Source organism: Duganella fentianensis (assembly GCF_009857835.1).
Classification (GTDB): Bacteria; Pseudomonadota; Gammaproteobacteria; order Burkholderiales; family Burkholderiaceae_D; genus Rugamonas; species Rugamonas fentianensis.
On the sequence record NZ_WWCL01000001.1, the window covers coordinates 1,028,160 to 1,047,819 of the forward strand.

At 61.6% G+C, this 19,660-nt stretch carries 17 protein-coding genes; 11 read left to right on the forward strand and 6 right to left on the reverse strand.

The features are described 5' to 3' along the window. The first annotated feature begins 53 nt into the window (after positions 1-53). The 7 genes from GTP23_RS04410 to GTP23_RS04440 all read left to right on the forward strand — a co-directional run bounded on the left by GTP23_RS04410 (position 54) and on the right by GTP23_RS04440 (position 7,647). Positions 54-512, forward strand: a complete 459-nt coding sequence (locus GTP23_RS04410) for an Hsp20 family protein (protein WP_161034021.1) — start codon at positions 54-56, stop codon at positions 510-512. Between the two features lie 283 nt (positions 513-795). After that, positions 796-2,289 carry a DegQ family serine endoprotease gene (locus GTP23_RS04415; RefSeq protein ID WP_161034022.1) on the forward strand — a complete coding sequence of 498 codons (1,494 nt, stop codon included), beginning with the start codon at positions 796-798 and terminating at the stop codon, positions 2,287-2,289. A gap of 69 nt (positions 2,290-2,358) precedes the next feature. Continuing rightward, on the forward strand, positions 2,359-3,018 hold the full coding sequence (locus tag GTP23_RS04420) for a response regulator (protein ID WP_161034023.1): 660 nt from the start codon (positions 2,359-2,361) through the stop codon (positions 3,016-3,018). Next, positions 3,015-4,400: an ATP-binding protein gene (locus GTP23_RS04425; RefSeq protein WP_229255911.1), complete on the forward strand. Its 1,386-nt coding sequence runs from the start codon at positions 3,015-3,017 to the stop codon at positions 4,398-4,400. Before GTP23_RS04420 ends, GTP23_RS04425 begins: the two co-directional genes overlap by 4 nt. Before the next feature lie 47 nt (positions 4,401-4,447). Continuing rightward, positions 4,448-5,596: a pantetheine-phosphate adenylyltransferase gene (gene coaD, locus GTP23_RS04430; protein WP_161034024.1), complete on the forward strand. Its 1,149-nt coding sequence runs from the start codon at positions 4,448-4,450 to the stop codon at positions 5,594-5,596. 144 nt (positions 5,597-5,740) lie between these two features. Further along, a complete protein-coding gene (locus GTP23_RS04435; RefSeq protein WP_161034025.1) occupies positions 5,741-6,748 on the forward strand; it encodes a hypothetical protein in 1,008 nt (335 codons plus the stop codon). After that, positions 6,745-7,647, forward strand: a complete 903-nt coding sequence (locus GTP23_RS04440; protein ID WP_161034026.1) for a UbiA family prenyltransferase — start codon at positions 6,745-6,747, stop codon at positions 7,645-7,647. The genes GTP23_RS04435 and GTP23_RS04440 overlap by 4 nt, the downstream gene beginning before the upstream one ends. Positions 7,648-7,688: 41 nt before the next feature. On the opposite strand, the gene GTP23_RS04445 is transcribed toward GTP23_RS04440, so the two are convergent. The 4 genes from GTP23_RS04445 to GTP23_RS04460 form a co-directional block, all read right to left on the reverse strand. Then, positions 7,689-8,444, reverse strand: coding sequence for a tetratricopeptide repeat protein (locus GTP23_RS04445; protein WP_229255912.1), 756 nt, complete (start codon positions 8,442-8,444; stop codon positions 7,689-7,691). A 20-nt stretch (positions 8,445-8,464) separates the two neighbouring features. Further along, the gene (locus GTP23_RS04450) at positions 8,465-10,564 is read right to left on the reverse strand and encodes a bifunctional 2',3'-cyclic-nucleotide 2'-phosphodiesterase/3'-nucleotidase (RefSeq protein WP_161034027.1); all 2,100 of its coding nucleotides are present in this window, start codon (positions 10,562-10,564) and stop codon (positions 8,465-8,467) included. Positions 10,565-10,663: 99 nt separating this feature from the next. Continuing rightward, positions 10,664-11,113, reverse strand: a complete 450-nt coding sequence (locus GTP23_RS04455) for a DUF2844 domain-containing protein (protein ID WP_229255913.1) — start codon at positions 11,111-11,113, stop codon at positions 10,664-10,666. Positions 11,114-11,217: 104 nt separating this feature from the next. Beyond that, on the reverse strand, positions 11,218-12,015 hold the full coding sequence (locus tag GTP23_RS04460) for a PhzF family phenazine biosynthesis protein (protein ID WP_161034029.1): 798 nt from the start codon (positions 12,013-12,015) through the stop codon (positions 11,218-11,220). Between the two features lie 97 nt (positions 12,016-12,112). Here GTP23_RS04460 and GTP23_RS04465 point away from each other — a divergent pair, with 97 nt between their 5' ends. Next, positions 12,113-12,907 carry an alpha/beta fold hydrolase gene (locus tag GTP23_RS04465; RefSeq protein WP_229255914.1) on the forward strand — a complete coding sequence of 265 codons (795 nt, stop codon included), beginning with the start codon at positions 12,113-12,115 and terminating at the stop codon, positions 12,905-12,907. Positions 12,908-12,982: 75 nt separating this feature from the next. Beyond that, entirely contained in the window at positions 12,983-16,219 is a 3,237-nt protein-coding gene (locus GTP23_RS04470) for an error-prone DNA polymerase (RefSeq protein WP_161034031.1), read from the forward strand. 55 nt (positions 16,220-16,274) lie between these two features. Here the strand turns inward: GTP23_RS04470 and GTP23_RS04475 are convergent, their stop codons facing one another. Together GTP23_RS04475 and GTP23_RS04480 are read right to left on the reverse strand one after the other, a co-directional pair. After that, positions 16,275-16,607: a helix-turn-helix domain-containing protein gene (locus GTP23_RS04475; RefSeq protein ID WP_161034032.1), complete on the reverse strand. Its 333-nt coding sequence runs from the start codon at positions 16,605-16,607 to the stop codon at positions 16,275-16,277. Next, the gene (locus tag GTP23_RS04480) at positions 16,604-16,951 is read right to left on the reverse strand and encodes a type II toxin-antitoxin system RelE/ParE family toxin (RefSeq protein WP_161034033.1); all 348 of its coding nucleotides are present in this window, start codon (positions 16,949-16,951) and stop codon (positions 16,604-16,606) included. Before GTP23_RS04480 ends, GTP23_RS04475 begins: the two co-directional genes overlap by 4 nt. A gap of 193 nt (positions 16,952-17,144) precedes the next feature. Here GTP23_RS04480 and pyrG point away from each other — a divergent pair, with 193 nt between their 5' ends. Together pyrG and kdsA are read left to right on the forward strand one after the other, a co-directional pair. Then, entirely contained in the window at positions 17,145-18,806 is a 1,662-nt protein-coding gene (gene pyrG, locus GTP23_RS04485) for a CTP synthase (RefSeq protein ID WP_161034034.1), read from the forward strand. Beyond that, positions 18,803-19,657, forward strand: a complete 855-nt coding sequence (gene kdsA, locus GTP23_RS04490) for a 3-deoxy-8-phosphooctulonate synthase (RefSeq protein ID WP_161034035.1) — start codon at positions 18,803-18,805, stop codon at positions 19,655-19,657. Before pyrG ends, kdsA begins: the two co-directional genes overlap by 4 nt. Positions 19,658-19,660 lie beyond the last annotated feature (3 nt).

A 19,660-nucleotide genomic window follows, 5' to 3' on the forward strand; every position in this document is an offset into this window, starting at 1 on the left:
GCCCAGATGGGGGCCACCAGACCATATCGCTTAACTTGAAAAGGATATCTATCATGCGTAACTTCGACCTGACCCCACTGTATCGTTCGGCTATCGGTTTCGACCGTCTGGCCCAAATGCTCAACGACGCGCAACGCGGCGATGCAGCCCCTAGCTATCCCCCTTACAACATCGAACTGGTGAGCGACGATCAGTACCGCATCGTGATGGCACTGGCCGGCTTCAACCGTTCGGAAATCGACATCACCTTCGAGCGTGATTCGCTGCAGGTGGTAGGCCGCAAGGAAAAAGACACGACCTCGCGCACCTATCTGCACCGCGGTATCGCGGCACGGGATTTCGAGCAGCGCTTCCAGCTGGCCAACCACGTCAAAGTGACCGGTGCCACTTTCGACAACGGCATGCTGACCATCGACCTGGTACGCGAAATTCCGGAAGCCCTCAAGCCACGCAAGATCGTCATCGACGGTGGTGCTAACGTGACGGCGCTGGAACAGCGTCAGGCTGCCTGATACGGGCGCTGAACTATCCTACCGCATCGCGGTAGTCTGAAATAAGCGACTGGCCGGAGCTGAGTTGAGCTTTCCGGCCAGTTGTACGTCTGTCTGGCCGAGCGGTTTTTCTACTGCTGCGGCCAGTGCTGCGTTGGCCTGCGGGCGCGTGGCGAGTGCTACTTCCGCGCTGCGGCCGACCTGCAAAAAGTTAAGACGCATCTAAGTTTGCTGCCGCATATTGGCAGTGTTGACCAACCTTATTTGTCAGCTTAATCGCAACCTTCATTGCAGGAGTTTCACTATGTCTCAATCTACTCTCAAACGTGCAGCCCTGGCAGTGGCCGTCCTGGGCGTGATCGGCGTGGGTGGCGCTGTCGCAGTGCAGCAAGGGTATGCTGTTGCCGCCGCTCCAACCGCAGTACAGACACAGGCCGCGCCGGTCGCCGCCGCTGCGGTGGCCGTGCCAGCACCGAGCATCACTTTGCCGGACTTCAGCGTGATCGTCGATCACAACGGTCCCGCAGTGGTCAACATCAGCGTTACCGGCAGCACCCGCACGTCCTACAACGAACAGGCCGGCCGCGGCGATCCGTTTGCCGATGATCCCTTCTTCGAATTCTTCCGCCGCTTCCAGATGCCGCAGCAGCGCGGCGGCCAGCGCGTGCCTACCCATGGTATGGGCTCGGGCTTCATCGTCAGCCAGGATGGCGTCATCCTGACCAATGCCCACGTGGTACGCGATGCCACCGAAGTGACGGTGAAACTGACCGACCGCCGCGAATTCCGCGCCAAGGTGCTGGGCTCCGATCCGAAAAGCGATGTAGCGGTGCTGAAGATTGATGCGAAAAACCTGCCCGTGGTGCCGCTGGCGAAATCGAATGATCTGAAAGTGGGCCAGTGGGTGCTGGCCATAGGCTCGCCGTTCGGGCTGGAAAACACCGTGACGGCCGGCGTGGTCAGTGCCAAAGGCCGCTCGCTGCCGGACGGGAATGTGCCCTTCATCCAGACCGACGTGGCGGTCAATCCCGGCAACTCGGGCGGCCCGCTGTTCAATACGCGCGGCGAAGTGGTCGGCATCAATTCGCAGATCTACAGCCAGACGGGCGGCTATCAGGGCCTGTCGTTCGCCATTCCGATCGACGTGGCCAACAAGATCAAGGACCAGATCATCACCACCGGCAAGGTTACCCACGCCAGACTGGGTGTGACGGTGCAGGAAGTGAATCAGGGCTTTGCCGATTCCTTCAATCTGGCCACGCCGGAAGGCGCGCTGATCTCGAATGTGGAAAAAGGCGGCCCTGCCGACAAGGCCGGCCTGAAGGCCGGCGATGTGATCCGCACCCTGAATGGACAGAAGATCGTCAGCTCGGGCGATCTGCCGGTGATGGTGAGCATGGCCACGCCGGGCGAGAAAGTGACGCTGGAAGTCTGGCGTCAGGGTAAACTGGAGTCGCTCAAGGCGACGCTGGGCAATGCCAACGACAAGGCGCAGCTGGCCGATCATGAGCGCGACGAGCAGGCCACGGGCAAGGTACGCCTCGGTCTGTCGCTGCGGCCGCTGGAAAACATCGGGAAGCGCCAGTCCGGCATCAGTGCCGGTCTGGTGATCGAAGATGCGCGCGGCGCTGCGGCGGCGGCCGGTGTGCAGCCGGGCGATGTGCTGCTATCGGTGAACGGCCGCCCAGTGCAGAGCGTGGAGCAGGTGCGCGAAGTGGTGGACAAGTCCGGCAAATCGGTGGCATTGCTGATCCAGCGGGGCGACGATAGAATCTTCATTCCCGTGCGGCTCGGTTAATTAGCCGGATTCCGCAGGCCGTCGTCCGGCCGGCAGAACGCGACACAAAAACAGAAAGGAAATAACAAGATGCGACTTCTGCTGGTAGAAGACGATACGATGATCGGTGAAGTAGTGCTCGACCTGCTCAGGGCCGAGCACTACGCAGTCGACTGGGTCAAGGATGGCGCCATGGCCGATACGGCGCTGCAGACCCAGACCTATGATCTGGTGCTGCTCGATCTGGGCCTGCCGCGCAAGGATGGTCTGGAAGTGCTGCGCTCGATGCGGGCGCGCAAGGAGCTCACGCCCGTGCTGATCGCCACCGCGCGCGACGCCAAGGAACAGCGTATTGCCGGCCTCGATGCCGGTGCCGACGACTATGTACTGAAACCCTATGATCTGGACGAACTGCTGGCGCGCATCCGTGCGTTGCTGCGCCGCTCGGCCGGCCGTGCCGAACCCGTGTTCGAGCATGGCAATGTGAGTGTCAATCCGCAGACGCGCGAAGTGCGGGCCGATGGCAAGCCGGTCAACCTGTCGGCGCGCGAATGGGCCGTGCTGGAAGCGCTGATCGCCCGTCCCGGCATCGTGCTGTCGCGCCAGCAGCTGGAAGAGAAGCTGTATAGCTGGAAGGATGAAGTCAACAGCAATGCGGTGGAAGTGTATATCCACGGCCTGCGCAAGAAACTCGGTGCGGAACTGATACAGAACGTGCGCGGTCTGGGCTATATGGTTCCCAAACTATGAAGAGTATGAAGGTGAAAGTGCGTATGCCGCCGCTGCCCAAGGTGCCGGTGGTAACGCACTCCTTGCGCGGGCGTCTGCTGTGGTTCCTGCTGGCGGCAATTACCATGGCGGCCATTGCGCAGGCCATGGTGGCCTACCGCAGCGCGCTGAATGACGCCGACCAGATTTTCGATTACCACATGGAGCAGATGGCGATGGCGCTGCGCTCGAGTGCCACGCTGACCAACAAGGCCGCCGATACGGCGGGCGATCCGGAAAACGATGATCTGGTGGTGCAGGTCTGGACCCCGGACGGGGCGCAGGTGTTCCGTTCCCTGTCGCGCGCGGCGCTGCCCCAGCGCGCCGTGCTGGGCTTCTCCAACGTCAAGGCGAATAACACCACTTACCGGATTTTCTCCGTGCAGACCAGTAACCAGACGGTGCAGGTGGCGCAGGATATGGCGGTACGCAAGCGCATGGCTGGCACGCTGGCGCTGCGCACGGTGGGGCCGATCGCCGTGATGGCGCCGGTGCTGATGCTGGTGGTGTGGTGGGTGGTCAGCGGCTCGCTGGCGCCAGTGTCGCGTGTCAAGCGGCAGGTGGCGGCGCGTCAGGCCGATGATCTGTCGCCCGTGTCGGAAAACGATCTGCCCGATGAAGTGCTGCCGCTGGTGCAGGAGCTGAACCTGCTGTTCGGCCGTGTGCGCACGGCGTTCGAGGCGCAGCAGCACTTCGTGGCCGATGCGGCGCATGAATTGCGCACGCCGCTGGCGGCGCTGAAGCTGCAGGTACTGAGTCTGGAGCGGGCGCAGGATGATGCGGCGCGCAGTGTGGCGGTCGCGCGCGTGACGGCCGGTATCGAACGGGCTACCCGGCTGGTCGAGCAGTTGCTGATACTGGCGCGGCAGGAAGGCGCCCAGCAGGAAGTGACGCTGGAACCCGTCAACCTGACGGAGCTGGTGCGCCGTACGCTGGGTGATATGACGGGGCTGGCGCAGGCGCGCCAGATCGATCTGGGCGTGCACCATGCGGACGAGGTGACGGTGGCGGGGCAGAGCGATGCGCTGATTATTCTGCTGCGCAATCTGGTCGATAACGCCATCAAATACACGCCGTCCGGTGGTACGGTGGATATCGACCTGCGCCGCACGGCCGGTGTGGCCGGCAAGCCGGGCCGCATACTGCTTAGCGTGGAAGATTCCGGCCCCGGCATAGCGCCGGAAGAGCGCGAGCGGGTATTCAGCCGCTTCTACCGTGTGCCGGGCAGTCCGGCTGGCGGCAGCGGTCTGGGGCTGGCGATTATCCGTTCCATCGCCGAGCGCCATCAGGCCATCCTGAGCCTCGATAGCTCCGAGCGGCTGGGCGGGCTGAAGATCAAGGTCGATTTTCCTGACACCGTGTAGGCCACTCCAGTCTAAAATGCCAGTTTTATCAGGCGTTGGAGCGGTTCATGGAAAAAATCGGCTTTTCGGGCACCTTCGATCCCATCACCAACGGGCATATGTGGGTGATCAACGAAGCCCGTTCGCTGGCGGACGAGGTAGTGGTCTTCCTGTCCGAGAATCCGGCTAAAAAGCCCCGTTTCAGCGCCGAAGAACGCAAGAGCATCATTGCCCTGAGCTGCGCCCAGCAGGGCTGGGACAATGTACAGGTGGTGATCGTCAAGGGCGATTACACGGCGCGCGCTGCCAAAAAGCAGGGCGTGCACTGCCTGATCCGTGGTATCCGTACCACGGCCGATTTCGATTACGAAAATCTGATCCAGCAGACCAATGTGGATGTGCTGCAGGGTGCCAAGACCATCTTCGTGATGCCGCCGCGCGACCTTGGCTCAGTCAGTTCCAGCTTCGTCAAAGCGCTGGAAGGCCCGATAGGCTGGAACTGGATCATGAAAAAATTCGTGCCGGCACCGGCCTACCATGCGTGGGTGCTGAGCTGGCTGCGGCGCGAGTGGGAAACCCTGTGGGACTACGACACCATCGATGCCACCGCCATCGCCCATGCCGATGACTGGTTTGTGCGCCTGACCGGCGCCACCATGTATGGCGGGCCGCAGCGCCATTACCATAACCTCGATCACCTGGTGCACGGCCTGTGCGAAATCCGCGTGTGGGCCGCCAACACCCGCCCCGAACCGGCCGATGTGGCCATCGTCAAGCAGGCTTTCTGGTTCCATGATGCCGAATATGGTCCGGCCGCCAGCGGCAGCGACATGACGGCCGAGGAAGCCAGCGCGCGCCTGTGGCTGGACTGCCATCTGGGGCAGGAACGCGAAGATGCCGCCGCGCTGATCCGCGCCACTGACCACTTCCAGGAAGCCCATGTCGAGCACCGCCTCAAGGATGTGCTGCTCAGCGTCGATCTGGCCATACTGGGGCAGGACGACGAGGTGTATGGCAATTACACGCGCGCCATCCGGCAGGAATACATCCACCTGCCCGATGTGAAGTACCGCCAGGAGCGCTGCGCGGCGCTGGCCCATATGTGCCGCAAGGCGGAAGCGGGCCAGCTGTTCGGCAACGCTTACTTTGCCGAGCAGTACAACGAACGTGCCATCGAAAACATGCAACGCGAAATGGCGCAGCTGGCCGCCGCCTGAAGCACGCCGCCACTGCCGCCGCAATTTGTTCTCAAATTGAGGAATAATTAATTTTGCCATTGTTATAATTGGTGACTTTTTGCGTGATGCCGGGTGCTAACATCGCCCGGCCTTACGTCTGTACTTCCGTCATCCAATTGCTCCATGTCTGATTATTTCTCCGTGCGCCAGACCGGCGCGCATGCCCCTGCTGTTACTGCTCACCATCCATCCACGCCGGCTTACTGGGCCGGTTTGCTGGCCGCCTACGCCTTGCTGGCGCTGGTCATCATGTACTGGCGCTGGGGCGGCACGGTGGAGGACTCGCTGCACTACTTTGAAACGGCGCGCTATCTGCGCGGCGAACTGCCGCTGTCTGCGCTGACGGCGCCATTCCCTTACCGCTTATTGCTGCCGGCACTGGCGGCCTACCTGCCCGGCGATGTGAGGCAGAACTTCGCGCTGCTCAACTGGGTACTCATGAGCGGCGCGGCCTGGCTGGCGGCATTGACGGCGGCGCGGCTGGGCTATGCGCGCCCCCGCGTGATACTGGCCGGCTTGCTGCTGCTGGTGGCCGTGCCCACTTTCTGGTATGCCCCTTATCTGCTGGTGGACCCCGGCTCCATCTGTGCCCGTACCGCCTTTGTGCTCGGCGTGGTGTCTGGTCTGCCATGGCTGGCCGCGCTGGCGGGGGTGATAGGCACGGCCATCCGCGAAGAGAACATCGTTCTGCTGTTCTGGCTGGCCGCATGGCTGCTGTTCACGCGCCGCCGCGCCTTGCCGCTGGCCGTGCTGGCGCTGGCCGCTGCAGGGGCGTGGATGCTGGCCGTGCGCTGGTATTTCATCGTCGGTCTGCCCAGCTACCGGTGGCTGCCCAGCTGGTGGATGGTGCAGCATGCGCTGGCTGACTGGCGCTCGCTGCTTTCGCTGGCGCTGGCTGGCTGCGTGGTGCTGCCGCTGGCACTGACGGGCTGGCGGCAGGCACCGCAGGCCTGTCTGCCGCTGAAAAGCCTGTTGCTGCTGATGGCCTTGCCGCCACTGTATGCGGCGCTGTGTGTGCGGGTGGATGGCCGTATCATCTGGGGCCTGTATCCCATGCTGATTCCACTGGCGCTATCGAGTCGCTGGCTGGAGCGCCTGCTGCCGGCAGTGCACAGCAGGAGCGCTTCGTGAACAGTATTCTGTCGGCTCACAATGGCCCGCTGCCCCTGCTGCAGGCGATGCGGCCGCGCCAGTGGCTAAAGAATCTGCTGGTGTTCGCGCCCATGCTGGCCGGTCATGCCCTGACCCAGCCCAGCTTGTGGCAATCGGTGCTGGCCTTCGTGGCGTTTTCCCTGTGCGCTTCGGGCGCCTATCTGCTCAACGACGCGCAGGATGTGGAGGCGGATCGTCTGCATCCCGTCAAGCGACTGCGGCCGATAGCCGCAGGCCGGCTATCGCCTGCGCGGGCACGGGCCGGCAGTGCCGTACTGGTACTGGCTGCCCTGACGCTGGCCTGGCTGGGGACTGCCGGCCTGGCCTTCTTCGGCGTCATCGTCGTGTATTTTCTGCTGACGCTAGCCTACTCGCTGTACCTGAAACGCCTGCTGATGGTCGATATCGTCATGCTGGCGATACTGTACACGCTGCGCATACTGGGCGGAGCGGCCAGCACAGGGATAGAGCTGTCGTTCTGGCTGCTGACGTTTTCCTTCTTCCTGTTCCTGTCGCTGGCGCTGCTGAAGCGGCATAGCGAATTGCAGAACCTGCGCGGGCGCGGACAGGAACGCAGCCACGGGCGTGGCTATGCCATAGGCGATAGTATGCCGATAGGTATGATGGGCATGAATAGCGCTTTTCTGTCAGTGCTGATCTTTGCGCTCTACTTCAATTCGGCGAACGTGATTCGCCTGTACCAGCGGCCCGCGTTTCTGTTCGCGGTGCTGCCCTTGCTGATATTCTGGCTCGGGCGTATGTGGCTGCTGTCTTTTCGCGGTGCCGTCAACGAAGACCCGCTGCTATACGTCAGCCGTGATCCCGTCAGCCTGCTGGTGATCGCCCTGAGTGGCGGCTTGTGCATCATGGCTAGCTAGCAGCAGCCAGCCGGCGCAAAGCAGGACTCATCAGGCCGGATTTAAAAGCGGTTCCAGTTATTGTGACGATGTTCGGTGGCTTCCTTGAGCAGGTGGCCGGCGCGTAGCTCGTCTTTCGGGCTCAGACCATCACCCAGTTGCACCGTCATCGCCAGCTCCTGTATGGCGGGCGGGTATTCATGTTCGGCCGCCTGTTCCAGCAATGCGCGGGCACGGGCATGGTCGGCAAATACGCCACGGCCTTCCTGATACATGGACGACAGCAGGAACATGGCGTGCGGATTGCCCTGCTCACTGGCCACACCGAGCCAGCGCGCGGCCTGACGGTCATCGCGCTGGACTCCTTCACCATTTTTGTAGAGTAGCCCCAGCATCAGTGCTGCCCGTGGGTGCTGCTGGCCGGCGGCATGGGCGTACCAGTGCGCTGCGGCAGCAGGTGCCGCAGGCACGGCATCCGCGCCGTTGTGCCAGCCTTTGCGCAGCATTTCGCCGAGCCGGAACGCGGCTTCCGTGTCGCCGGCCAGCGCAGCCTGCTCGAACAGCGAGGCGGCCTGCTGGCGCTGGCTGGCGCGATCCTGATACAGCAAAGCCAGTTCGCGCTGGGCGACGGGCAGGCGCTGCTCCGACCATGTCATGAGCTTGCGCTCGGCAGCGGCGTCGGCCTGCTGCGCCGCCCGCATGCTGACAGCTTCGATCTGTGCCGAAGTGGGCTTCTCCTGCTGGATCTGGCAGGCTGGCAGCATGGCGGCAATCGCCATGGAACAAACGAGTGCGAAGGCGGTTTTGGTCAGGGACATGGTCGGACTCGGGGCAGGTTTTATTTACTCAGATCGACGCTGTATTTGGCATAGCCGCTGGCATCGAGCCCACCTTCTGCGGTGATGCTGCTGATGCCGCTGCTCCTGGCCAGCGCCAGATGGCCCGGTGCCGAACGCAGGATGACGGGACCGGCCGTGGCCACCTTGACGAAGCTCCAGCTGCGTGCGCTGCCGTTGCTGGCCAGCGTGACCTTGCCATTGCCGCCGCTACCCAGTGCCGTCAGGTAGTTGCTGACCACGGTCTGGTTGGCATCGGGCGACTTGATGATGGTCTTGCTGCCATCGATGCCCGGTACCGAACCGCCGCCGCCCGCACGGTAGTCATTGGTGGCGACGATGAAGTCATCGCCGTCGGCCACGGCCTTGCCCAGATAGCTCAGGTTGACGATACGGCTGCCGGCTGGCTTGGTGACGTCGATCTGATAGGTCAGGGCATTGTTCTCGGCGTAGAAAACGTCGTAGTTGTAGATGGTGCCGTAGCTCGGTACCAGATCCTGCTCGGTGCTCAGGGCCGGATTGATCTGGGCGAACTGCTTGGCCGCCGTTTCCAGCCATGCCTTGAGGTCGGAACCCTTGATCTTCACGGCCTGCAGATTGTTATTGCTGTACAGGTAAAGGTCGCCCGGGTTGCGCACTTGCAGGCCGACCGGTGCGGCCGGGCTGGCGCCCGGCGCAACGTCGGTGAAGTCGGAAGGACCGTTGCGGCCTGCCTTGAACGGCGCGCTGCACGAAATCACGGGGATATTCTTGTAGCTGGCGATGGTGGCATCGGTGCTGCTGGCGATGAATTTTTTGACGTAATCGAGCTGGGCCTGATTGACCAGCTGGATGGCGCTGACATCGCCCACCAGTGCGAAGTAGGCCGACATTTCGAAATCGGTCGCCACACCCAGCGGCTGCTTGGCGTAGGCGATGGTGGCGGCATGTTCGCTGGCCACCAGCGGTGCGATGCTGGCATCGACCTTGGCATTGGTGACGCCGTCCGTGTATTTGAAGCCGCGCGATTCCACTGTGGTCTTGGCAGGCTGCACTACCCATTTGCCGCCCTGATAGGCCAGCGTCATCTTGATGATGCCCAGACGGCGGCCCCAGCTCTGGGCCATCACGGTCGGTACGCCGTTGACGAAGCCGTTGATGGCATCGATCTTGGCGCTGGCCGGGAAGGCGGCGAACGACGGGTCGAGTGCCGGTGCGCCGGTCTCTTTACCTTTCGGGAAAATCAGGTGCGAGTGGCCGATCAGCAGGGCATCGATGCCGGTGCTGGTCAGGTGGTAGCTACCGTTTTCCATTTTCGGGCTGTAGGTGCTCGGGTCGAGGCCACCGTGCGACAGCGCCACCACCAGATCGGCGCCTTTGCTGCGCAGCTCGGGCACATACTGCTTGGCCGCTTCCTGCACGCCCGTTACGGCGACTTTACCGGCCAGATTCTTCTGATCCCAGTCGAGGATTTGCGGCGGTACGAAGCTCATGATGCCGATATTGATTTTGACGTCGAGCTTGTTGCCATCAGGCGTGACGGCCGAGAAGGTACGTGCCAGTACGCTGTAAGGCTGGACGATAGGCTTGCCGCTGGCCACGCCCGTGACATTGCTCAGCACCAGCGGGAAGCTCGGGCCGCCGCAATTGCCGGCCGGCTTGCTGACGCCGGGGATGCCGAAATCGGTATTGGTGATCTGGCTCAGCAGCTGCAGGCCATAGTTGAATTCGTGGTTGCCGAAGCCGCCACCATCGTATTTCATGGCGTTCATGGCTTTGTGCACGGCCATGGTTTCGCCGCAGGTGACAGGTTTGGTCACGGCCTGCAGGTCGCCCAGCAGGGTGCCCTGAATTACGTCGCCATCGTCGAGCAGCACATTGTTGGGGGTCTCGGCGCGGGCGGCCGCCACCAGCGTGGCCGTGCGCTCCATACCGAGGCTGGTGTCTTCGGCCAGCGAGTAGTAGTTGTAGCTCATCACGTTGGCGTGCAAATCGGTCGTTTCCAGCAGCGCCAGCGTTACCGTCGTACCTTCGGGAATCGACGGGCCGTTTTTGTAGTCCGCACCGCAGCCAACCAGACCAGCAGCTGCCATGGCAGCCAGTAACACCACATTGAATTTCATCGTTACCTCAAATTGGGGGAAATTTAAGGTAGCGACTCTAGCGCTGTGCTATGACAGCATCGTGACAGAAGATAAAGGTTTGCTACTAATGGGCCAGCGCTATTCGATCACGGCGGTATTGAAGCCCGGCGGCAGGGCGGCCGGTATCCATGCCCGCCCCACATAGTGACGCTGATGGCTGCTGGCCACCATCATCATGTCCGACGGCGACAGGGCCAGCTGGCGCTGCGGCGCGCCGACGCGCGAGCTGTCCGGCGTGCCATGGTTGCTGAGCATGGTGAACTGCTGGCCCATCAGGCTTTGCAGGTCGGGCAGGGTGGGGCCGTTCCAGCTGACGGCAAATACCACGCCCTGCAGGTTGGCATATTCGCGTACCACGGTGCCGCTGGCCAGCCGGTTCTGGCTGACCGTGTAGACCGCTATGCTGTCGGCGCTGCGCGGCATGATGCTGCGGGCCGCCATCTGGATGCCATTCTGGTCGAACGACGAGGGCGAGCTGCCCAGTGCTGCATAGGCCAGCGCGCCTTGCAGGACGGAGAGAAAAAGCATGAGTAACAGTGCGCGGCGCATGATGTGCTCCTGTGCCTAAGATGGAGCCAGTGTAGGGCGTGGCGCTGTTTTCTGCCGTTAGCGAGATGTAAGCAATCGTTACTTCAGGCTGCTTGCACAGCTTCCGCGCGCCCACCGACCAGTATGGCATCGCCGTCGAGCTCTGTGCGAATCAGGCAGGGCTGGCCCAGAGCGGCGCCCTGATACAGGGCCAGCGGCTGGCCCAGATGCCAGCTCAGGGCGCCAGCCGCGACGCCGGTGGCCTGATCTTCCATGGCCGGATCGGGATGATTGAAGTTGCGGCCTTCCAGCGCACCGTCGGCGCGCCGGCACCAGACATAGCAGCCATTCACCGCGTGGGCCTTGCCCCATGCGCTGATGGCCGCCAGATCGGGGCGAAGCGCTTGCAGCGTCCTGCTGTCGGCCACCTGCAGCAGCAGTTTGGGGCTGCCGACGGAAGCAAGCACGGGTGGCGAGGCCAGCGCGATGGCGGGCATGGCGAGCAGGCGCGCCGCCAAGTCGGGCGGCATGTCCGGCTGGATGACCGGCTGCGGCGCTAGCCGTACGTAGACCTGATCGTCGCGCAGGATCAGTGTCAGGGGCTGGGCCTGCATGGCTGTGCGGACCTGCAGTTCCGGCTGGCCGGCCGAGAGCAGCAGCCTAGCCGCCGCCAGCGTGGCGTGCAGGCAGAGCGGGCTGCGCGCATGGGGATAGTAGTAGTCCAGCGTGATGGCGCCATCGGCGCTGCGGTCGATGAAGACGCAGGCAGGCTGGTTGCTGTCCCGGGCGAATTGCTGGCGCTGGCCGGCATCGCACTGGTCGTCCTGTACGACCAGTGCGGGATTGCCGGTTGCGGCCTGTATGCCGAAGCACAATAGTTGCTGTACGCTGGTTTTCAGCATTCTGATCCTCTGATTGGGCACTTCATCGCATGTTTGCCACGGCGCCTGCGCGCGAATGCAAGAATGCGGGCCGATGACATATTGGAGGAATATCATAATGCGTAACATCCTGTTTGTGCTGAGCGTACTGGCTGCAGCACCTGCCATGGCGGCGCTGGCGGCCACCACGCTGATCGATGGCCGTCAGGTGGAATATATGACGATCAAACATCCCACTGCACCCTATACGGTGGTGTTTGAAAACGGTTCGCGCGTCACGCTCGACAAATGGGACAAGGTGATCGAAGGCGTGGCGCCACAGGCCTCCGTGTTTGCCTACAACCGTCCCGGCTACGGCAAGAGCGAGAGTACGGCGGCAGCACGCGATGGCCTGAATATCATCGAGGAACTGCGCCACAACCTGCAGCATGAAGGTCTGAAGCCGCCGTATATTCTGGTGGGGCATTCGCTGGGCGGGCTGTATGTGCAGCTATTTGCCAAGCGTTATCCGCAGGAAGTGGCGGGCATCGTGCTGGTCGATGCTCTTTATCCCGGTGTGATCAAGAAGCCGGAAGATTTTCCTGCCTTGACGCGTCTGGGGGCCATGCTGTTCTTCTCGAATAGCGTGCGGCGCGAAATCAGCGCCATCGACCAGACCGGCCAGCAGGTGCTGGCGCAGGGGAATATCGATCAGCTGCCCATGATACGGCTGGTCAATCAGCCCAAGGGGGCCACGGCGATACCGATCGATCTGGGTGTCGTCAACAGTGATCCGCAGACCATAGCCGCAGTGCGCGGCATGTATCCGCAGGCGAAAACCGTGGTGGTGGATTCGGATCATCAGATGCAGACGGCATCGCCCGAGGTAGTGATACAGGCTATCAAAGATCTGATGCTGGCACAGCGCAAATAGCCGGGGGCAGTTCTAGCCTTGAGTATGGCGGTGGAAGGTGTAGAATACTGTATATAAACACAGTATTTATTAAAAATGTCCAGCCTGCCACCAGCGTCGGCCCAGAGCTTGCCCGCCTATGCGGAGCTATTCTGCCTGACCAATTTCTCCTTTCTGCAAGGCGCTTCCGACGCCGAGGAGCTGGTGGCGCGCGCCGTGCAGCTTGATTATGCCGGGCTGGCGATTACCGATGAATGCTCGCTGGCGGGCGTAGTGCGCGCTCACGCACAGGCCAGGCAGCATGGTTTGCCGCTGGTCATAGGCAGTCATTTCCACTTGCGCGAGCCGGATGGGCGGGTGGCGCTATCGCTGATCGCGCTGGCGCAGAACCGCAATGGCTACGGCAATCTGTGCGAGCTGATTACCATAGCGCGCAACCGCGTGGCCAAAGGTAGTTATCTGCTCACGCCGGCCGATCTGGCTGCACCGCCGGCGCAATATGCCCATCTGCAGGGGCTGCCCGATTGCCTGCTGATTTTGCTGCCGCAGTATCCCGTGTTCCAGCCGGAAGATGTGGATACCTTGCACGCGCAGGCGGCATGGATGGAGCGCACCTTTCCGGGCCGTGCGTGGATGGGGCTCAATCTGCTGCAGCGTGCGCTCGACGATGCGCACCGCGAGAGTATCGCCGAGGTGGCGCTCCAGCATGGCATGGATGTGGTGGCGCTGGGGCATGTGTGCATGCATGTACGTTCGCGCAAGCCGCTGCTCGATACGCTGTGCGCCGTGCGCATGGGGAAAGCCGTGGCCGAATGCGGCTACGCGCTGGCGCAGAATGCCGAGCAGCATATGCGGCCCCGCTTGCGGCTGGCCAATCTGTATCCCTTGCCCGCTTTGCAGGAAACCTTGCGCATCCTGTCGCTGTGCACATTTAGTCTGGATGAACTGCGCTACGAGTATCCGCATGAAGTGGTGCCGCACGGGCATACCTCGGCCAGCTATCTGCGGCAGGAAGTGGAGCGCGGTGCGCGCGGGCGCTACCCGCAGGGTGTGCCGGCCAAGGTGCTCGAGCAGATCGAGATAGAACTCGAGCTAATCGCTGATCTGAAGTACGAGCCGTATTTTCTCACTGTGTACGATATCGTGCGCTTTGCCCGTGCTCAGAACATTCTGTGTCAGGGGCGCGGTTCGGCGGCCAATTCGGCCGTGTGCTATTGCCTGGGCGTGACGGAAGTCGATCCCGATCGGGGCAATCTGCTGGTCGGGCGTTTCATGTCACGCGAACGTAATGAGCCGCCCGATATCGACGTGGATTTCGAGCACCAGCGGCGCGAAGAAGTAATCCAGTACATCTACGATAAATACGGCCGCGAGCGCGCTGCGCTGGCTGCTGTGGTGATCAGCTATCGACCGCGCAGTGCGCTGCGCGACAGCGGCAAGGCGCTTGGTGTCGATCTGGCCATCGTCGAACAAGTGGCCAAGGCACATCACTGGTTCGATGGCAAGGCTGATCTGCTGGGGCGGCTGGCCGAAGTAGGGCTGGCGCCTGATTCCATGCTGGCGCAGCAATGGGCCACGCTGGCCACTACCTTGCTGGGTTTTCCCCGTCACCTGTCGCAGCATCCGGGTGGTTTCGTCATCGCGCAGGGCAAGCTGTCGCGCCTCGTGCCTATCGAAAAAGCCACGATGGAAGGGCGCAGCGTGATCCAGTGGGACAAGGATGATCTGGAAGAGCTGGGGCTGATGAAGGTCGATGTGCTGGCCTTGGGCATGCTGACGGCTTTGCGCCGTGCGCTTGATCTGGTCAGCCAGCAGCGCGGCCAGCGTTTCCGCATGCAGGATATTCCGGCCGAGGATAGCGCCACCTACGACATGATGTGTCTGGCCGATACGGTGGGCGTGTTCCAGATCGAATCGCGTGCGCAGATGAGCATGCTGCCGCGCTTGCGGCCACGGGTGTTCTACGATCTGGTGATCGAAGTGGCGCTGGTGCGGCCGGGGCCGATACAGGGCGGTATGGTGCATCCGTATCTGCAGCGGCGCACAGGGAAGGCGCCGAAAGATTCTCCACCCGGTCTCGATGAAGCATTGAAGCGCACATTGGGTGTGCCGATTTTTCAGGAGCAGGTGATGCAGATCGCCATCATAGGCGCCGGCTTCTCTCAGGGCGAGGCGGACCAGCTACGCCGCGCCATGGCCGCGTGGAAACGCAAGGGGGGCGTGGATCGCTATCAGCAGCGCATCATGGATGGCATGCGCGAGCGTGGCTACGATGAATCATTCGCAGCGGCTATCTGCAGCCAGATACAGGGCTTTGGCGAATACGGCTTTCCCGAATCGCACGCGGCCAGCTTTGCCTTGCTGACCTATGCCAGCTCATGGCTCAAGTGCCACGAACCGGCCGCTTTCCTGTGTGCGCTGCTGAATAGCCAGCCCATGGGCTTTTACAGTCCGTCGCAGCTGGTGCAGGATGCACGCCGTCACGGCGTGGTAGTGCGCCCTGTGGATGTGGCCTATAGCGACTGGGAGTGCGCGCTGGAAGAGCCCGATGGCAAACGCCAGCAGCCTGCCGTGCGACTGGGTTTGCTGATGCTGAGAGGCATGCACGAAGCGCCGGCACGGCGCATCGTGCAGTCGCGTGCAGCGGCGCGGGCGCGCATGGCGGAGCAGGGAGCCGGATATGGGCAGGCCGGAGCATCGGGTGGCGTGGGCTACTGGCCCAGCGTGGCCGAACTGGCGCGGCAGGCGGATCTGGACCGGCATGATCTGCAGGTGCTGGCAGCGGGCAATGCGCTGGCAGGGTTGGCCGGAAACCGGCGGCAAGCCTTATGGCAGGCCGTGGGTGCCGTGCCGGACAAGGATATTCTGCGCCCCACGGTGCCGGACGAAGCGCTGCCGCAACTGGCTGCGCCATCGGAAGGCGAGAACATTGTCGGCGATTATCGTTCGCACGGCCTGACGCTGGGGCGTCACCCGCTGGCGCTGCTGCGCGAACGGCTGCTGGCACAGCGCTTCCTGCCGGCCAGTACACTGAACCAGTACACCAACGGTATGCTGGCGCGCGCCTGCGGCATGGTGACGGTGCGCCAGCGGCCCGGCACGGCCAAGGGCGTGCTGTTCGTGACGCTGGAAGACGAGACGGGCAATATCAATGTCATCGTCTGGCCCGCGCTGCTCGAACAGCAGCGCCGCGAAGCGCTCGGCGCGGCCTTGCTCGGCGTCTACGGCGTATGGCAGCGTGAAGGCATGGTCTGCCATTTGGTGGCCAAACGGCTGGTCGATATGTCCCACCTGATGGGGCGCTTGCAGTCAGTCAGCCGCGATTTTCACTGAGCTGGATGGTGGTTGCAGCCGAGTGCCGCACAGCAGCGCTGCAAGCGGGGGGGCTTTAGCGGATCAATACCTGCACCTGTTTTCCGGTTCTCGCCAGCATGTCGATCAACGCATCAATGGTGAATTTGACGCTCTTCTTGTTTTTCAGATCAGAGACGCGAGGAGGGGGAATTCCGAGTATGGCTGCTGCATCAACCTGCTGTAGGTTTTTTTCTTGCATCCACTCTGCCAACTCGGTCATTAAAAAGTGCTTGATTGATAATTTTGCGGAAATGATAGCGTCAGTTTCGGCAAGTAGTTTGCTGGCTTCTGTGGCCTCAAATCCGAGATCGGCGAAAACATTCCCATCAACGGGAGTGACGTGGGTGATAACTGGCTCAGAATTCATAACGTACTCCTTACCCTGATGACAGCTTTGTAACGCTGTCTGGTAATTTCCATGTCGTGCGCGCTGGTCTTTTGCGTTTTCTTCTTGAAAGAATGCAATACATAGACCGCTTCAGCAAATTTAGCCACAAACATGACTCTGAAAGCACCATCAGGCAGCCTGATACGAATTTCCCTTACTCCGGCGCCAAGATTTTCGAACGGCTTCCAGCTATCGGGCTCGTATCCGCGTTGAATCTTGCGTAACTGTACTCCTGCGTACCATCTCGCCTCAGCGGGGAACAAGGTGTCATCGGTTAAATCCTTGAGAGAAGTGCCTATCCAAACTATAGGTTTGTCATGCATATTCACCTCGCAAAGGATTCTATCAAATTCTATATGGGCGTCGTGTGCACGCCTGAATCTTGGTCAGAAAAATACGGTTTACCAATAGTTAATTGCGAGGGAATGGAGGTTTTTTCAGGGCGGTATGCTGAAGATTTGCGCGTTTTAGGCTATAATTTCAATTTCCCGCATGTGCCGTTCGGCACCATCTGCAATGACCAAATTTGTCTTCGTCACTGGTGGCGTCGTGTCTTCCCTTGGTAAAGGGATAGCCGCCGCCTCTCTCGCTGCGATCCTCGAATCGCGCGGCCTCAAAGTCACCATGCTCAAACTCGACCCGTACATCAACGTCGATCCGGGCACGATGAGTCCTATGCAACACGGTGAAGTATTCGTTACCGACGACGGGGCGGAAACCGACCTCGACCTCGGCCACTACGAGCGTTTCATCTCCACCCGCATGAAAAAGGTGAATAACTTCACCACCGGCCAGATCTACGAATCGGTGATCCGCAAGGAACGCCGCGGCGAGTATCTGGGCAAGACCGTGCAGGTGATCCCGCACATTACCAATGAAATTCAGGATTACATCCGCCGTGGCGCGGAAGGCTACGATGTCGCGCTGTGCGAAATCGGTGGCACGGTGGGCGATATCGAATCGCTGCCATTCCTGGAAGCGGCACGTCAGCTGAGCCTGCGCGCTGGCCGTAAGAACTCGGCCTTCGTGCACCTGACGCTGGTGCCTTACATCGCCTCCGCCGGCGAACTGAAAACCAAGCCTACCCAGCACTCGGTGCAGAAACTGCGCGAAATCGGTATTTCGCCAAACGCGCTGCTGTGCCGCGCCGACCGCCGCATTCCGGAAGATGAGCGCGCCAAGATCTCGCTGTTCTCCAACATCGAAGAGCAGGCCGTGATCTCCGTGTGGGACGTGGACACTATCTACAAAGTGCCGCAGATGCTGCACGACCAGGGTCTGGACGCGATCATCTGCGAGGCGCTCGACCTGAACCCTGCACCGGCCGATCTGTCGGTCTGGAGCAAACTGATCTACACCCTCGAACATCCGAAATCGGAAGTCTCGATCGGTATGGTCGGCAAATACGTGGAACTGACCGAGTCGTACAAATCGCTGACGGAAGCGCTGCGTCACGCCGGCATCCACAACGAATGCAAGGTCAACATCGAGTACATCGACTCGGAAGAGATCGAGACCACCGGTTGCGCCGAGCTGTCCAAGTACGATGCGATTCTGGTACCGGGCGGCTTCGGCAAGCGCGGTGTGGAAGGCAAGATCATGGCGGCCCAGTTCGCCCGTGAAAACAAGATCCCTTACCTCGGCATCTGCCTCGGTATGCAGGTAGCCCTGATCGAATACGCCCGCCACAAGGCCGGCCTCACCAGCGCTAACTCCACCGAGTTCGATCTGGATACGCCACAGCCAGTGGTCGCGCTGATCGACGAATGGCAAGGTCAGGATGGCAAGGTCGAGAAGCGCGACGAGAATTCCGATCTGGGCGGCACCATGCGTCTGGGCGCGCAGACCTGTGCCATCAAGCCGGGCACGCTGGCGGCAGAAATCTACGGCGCCGTCGTGACCGAGCGTCACCGTCACCGCTACGAAGCCAACAACCACTATCTGCCTCGCGTGGAAGCGGCTGGCCTGATCGTGGCAGCGCGTACGCCGACCGAAGACCTGTGCGAAATTATGGAATTGCCACGCAGCGGAGACAACGCTCACCCGTGGTACATGGGTGTGCAGTATCACCCGGAATTTAAATCGACCCCGCGTGACGGCCATCCGCTGTTCACGTCCTACATCAAGGCTGCACTGGCTCACAAGGCCGCTGGTGCCGTACAAGGAGATGCAGCATGAAACTGTGCGGATTTGACGTCGGTCTGGATCAGCCCTTCTTCCTGATCGCTGGTACCTGTGTGATCGAATCGCGCCAGATGGCCTTCGATACGGCAGGCGCGCTGAAGGAAATGACGAGCGAACTGGGCATCCCCTTCATCTACAAATCGTCCTTCGACAAGGCCAACCGTTCTTCCGGTACTTCCTACCGTGGGCCGGGCCGCGACAAAGGTCTGGAGATACTGGGTGACGTCAAACGCGAACTGGGTGTGCCGGTGCTGACCGACGTGCACGATGTGGAGGAAATCGCCGAAGTGGCAGCCGTTGTCGACGTGCTGCAAACCCCGGCCTTCCTGTGCCGTCAGACGGATTTCATCACCGCCTGCGCCCAGTCCGGTCTGCCGGTCAACATCAAGAAGGGCCAGTTCCTCGCGCCCGGCGACATGAAGAACGTGATCGACAAAGCCCGTCTGGCCGCCCGTGCCAAGGGTCTCAACGAAGACAACTTCATGGCCTGCGAGCGCGGTGCTTCGTTCGGTTACAACAATCTGGTGTCGGACATGCGTTCGCTCGCCATCATGCGCGAATCGAACTGCCCGGTGGTATTCGATGCGACCCACTCGGTGCAGCTGCCGGGCGGTAACGGTACTTCCTCGGGCGGTATGCGTGAAATGGTGCCGGTGCTGTCGCGTGCTGCAGTCGCCGTGGGCGTAGCCGGTCTGTTCATGGAAACCCACCCGAATCCAGCGCAAGCGCTGTCGGATGGTCCGAACGCCGTACCGCTGGGCCGCATGCGCGAGCTGCTGTCCACCCTGATCGAACTGGATCGCATCACCAAGAAAGCTGGCTTCCTGGAGAACAGCTTCAACTAAAAG

Excerpts from the sequence above, each read along its gene's own strand:
- GTP23_RS04410 (WP_161034021.1), top strand. The coding sequence starts at position 54 with ATGCGTAACTTCGACCTGACCCCACTGTATCGTTCGGCTATCGGTTTC.
- GTP23_RS04415 (WP_161034022.1), top strand. The coding sequence starts at position 796 with ATGTCTCAATCTACTCTCAAACGTGCAGCCCTGGCAGTGGCCGTCCTG.
- GTP23_RS04420 (WP_161034023.1), top strand. The coding sequence starts at position 2,359 with ATGCGACTTCTGCTGGTAGAAGACGATACGATGATCGGTGAAGTAGTG.
- GTP23_RS04425 (WP_229255911.1), top strand. The coding sequence starts at position 3,015 with ATGAAGAGTATGAAGGTGAAAGTGCGTATGCCGCCGCTGCCCAAGGTG.
- coaD (WP_161034024.1), top strand. The coding sequence starts at position 4,448 with ATGGAAAAAATCGGCTTTTCGGGCACCTTCGATCCCATCACCAACGGG.
- GTP23_RS04435 (WP_161034025.1), top strand. The coding sequence starts at position 5,741 with ATGTCTGATTATTTCTCCGTGCGCCAGACCGGCGCGCATGCCCCTGCT.
- GTP23_RS04445 (WP_229255912.1), bottom strand. The coding sequence starts at position 8,444 with ATGTCCCTGACCAAAACCGCCTTCGCACTCGTTTGTTCCATGGCGATT.
- GTP23_RS04450 (WP_161034027.1), bottom strand. The coding sequence starts at position 10,564 with ATGAAATTCAATGTGGTGTTACTGGCTGCCATGGCAGCTGCTGGTCTG.
- GTP23_RS04455 (WP_229255913.1), bottom strand. The coding sequence starts at position 11,113 with ATGCTTTTTCTCTCCGTCCTGCAAGGCGCGCTGGCCTATGCAGCACTG.
- GTP23_RS04460 (WP_161034029.1), bottom strand. The coding sequence starts at position 12,015 with ATGCTGAAAACCAGCGTACAGCAACTATTGTGCTTCGGCATACAGGCC.
- GTP23_RS04465 (WP_229255914.1), top strand. The coding sequence starts at position 12,113 with ATGCGTAACATCCTGTTTGTGCTGAGCGTACTGGCTGCAGCACCTGCC.
- GTP23_RS04470 (WP_161034031.1), top strand. The coding sequence starts at position 12,983 with ATGTCCAGCCTGCCACCAGCGTCGGCCCAGAGCTTGCCCGCCTATGCG.
- GTP23_RS04475 (WP_161034032.1), bottom strand. The coding sequence starts at position 16,607 with ATGAATTCTGAGCCAGTTATCACCCACGTCACTCCCGTTGATGGGAAT.
- GTP23_RS04480 (WP_161034033.1), bottom strand. The coding sequence starts at position 16,951 with ATGCATGACAAACCTATAGTTTGGATAGGCACTTCTCTCAAGGATTTA.
- pyrG (WP_161034034.1), top strand. The coding sequence starts at position 17,145 with ATGACCAAATTTGTCTTCGTCACTGGTGGCGTCGTGTCTTCCCTTGGT.
- kdsA (WP_161034035.1), top strand. The coding sequence starts at position 18,803 with ATGAAACTGTGCGGATTTGACGTCGGTCTGGATCAGCCCTTCTTCCTG.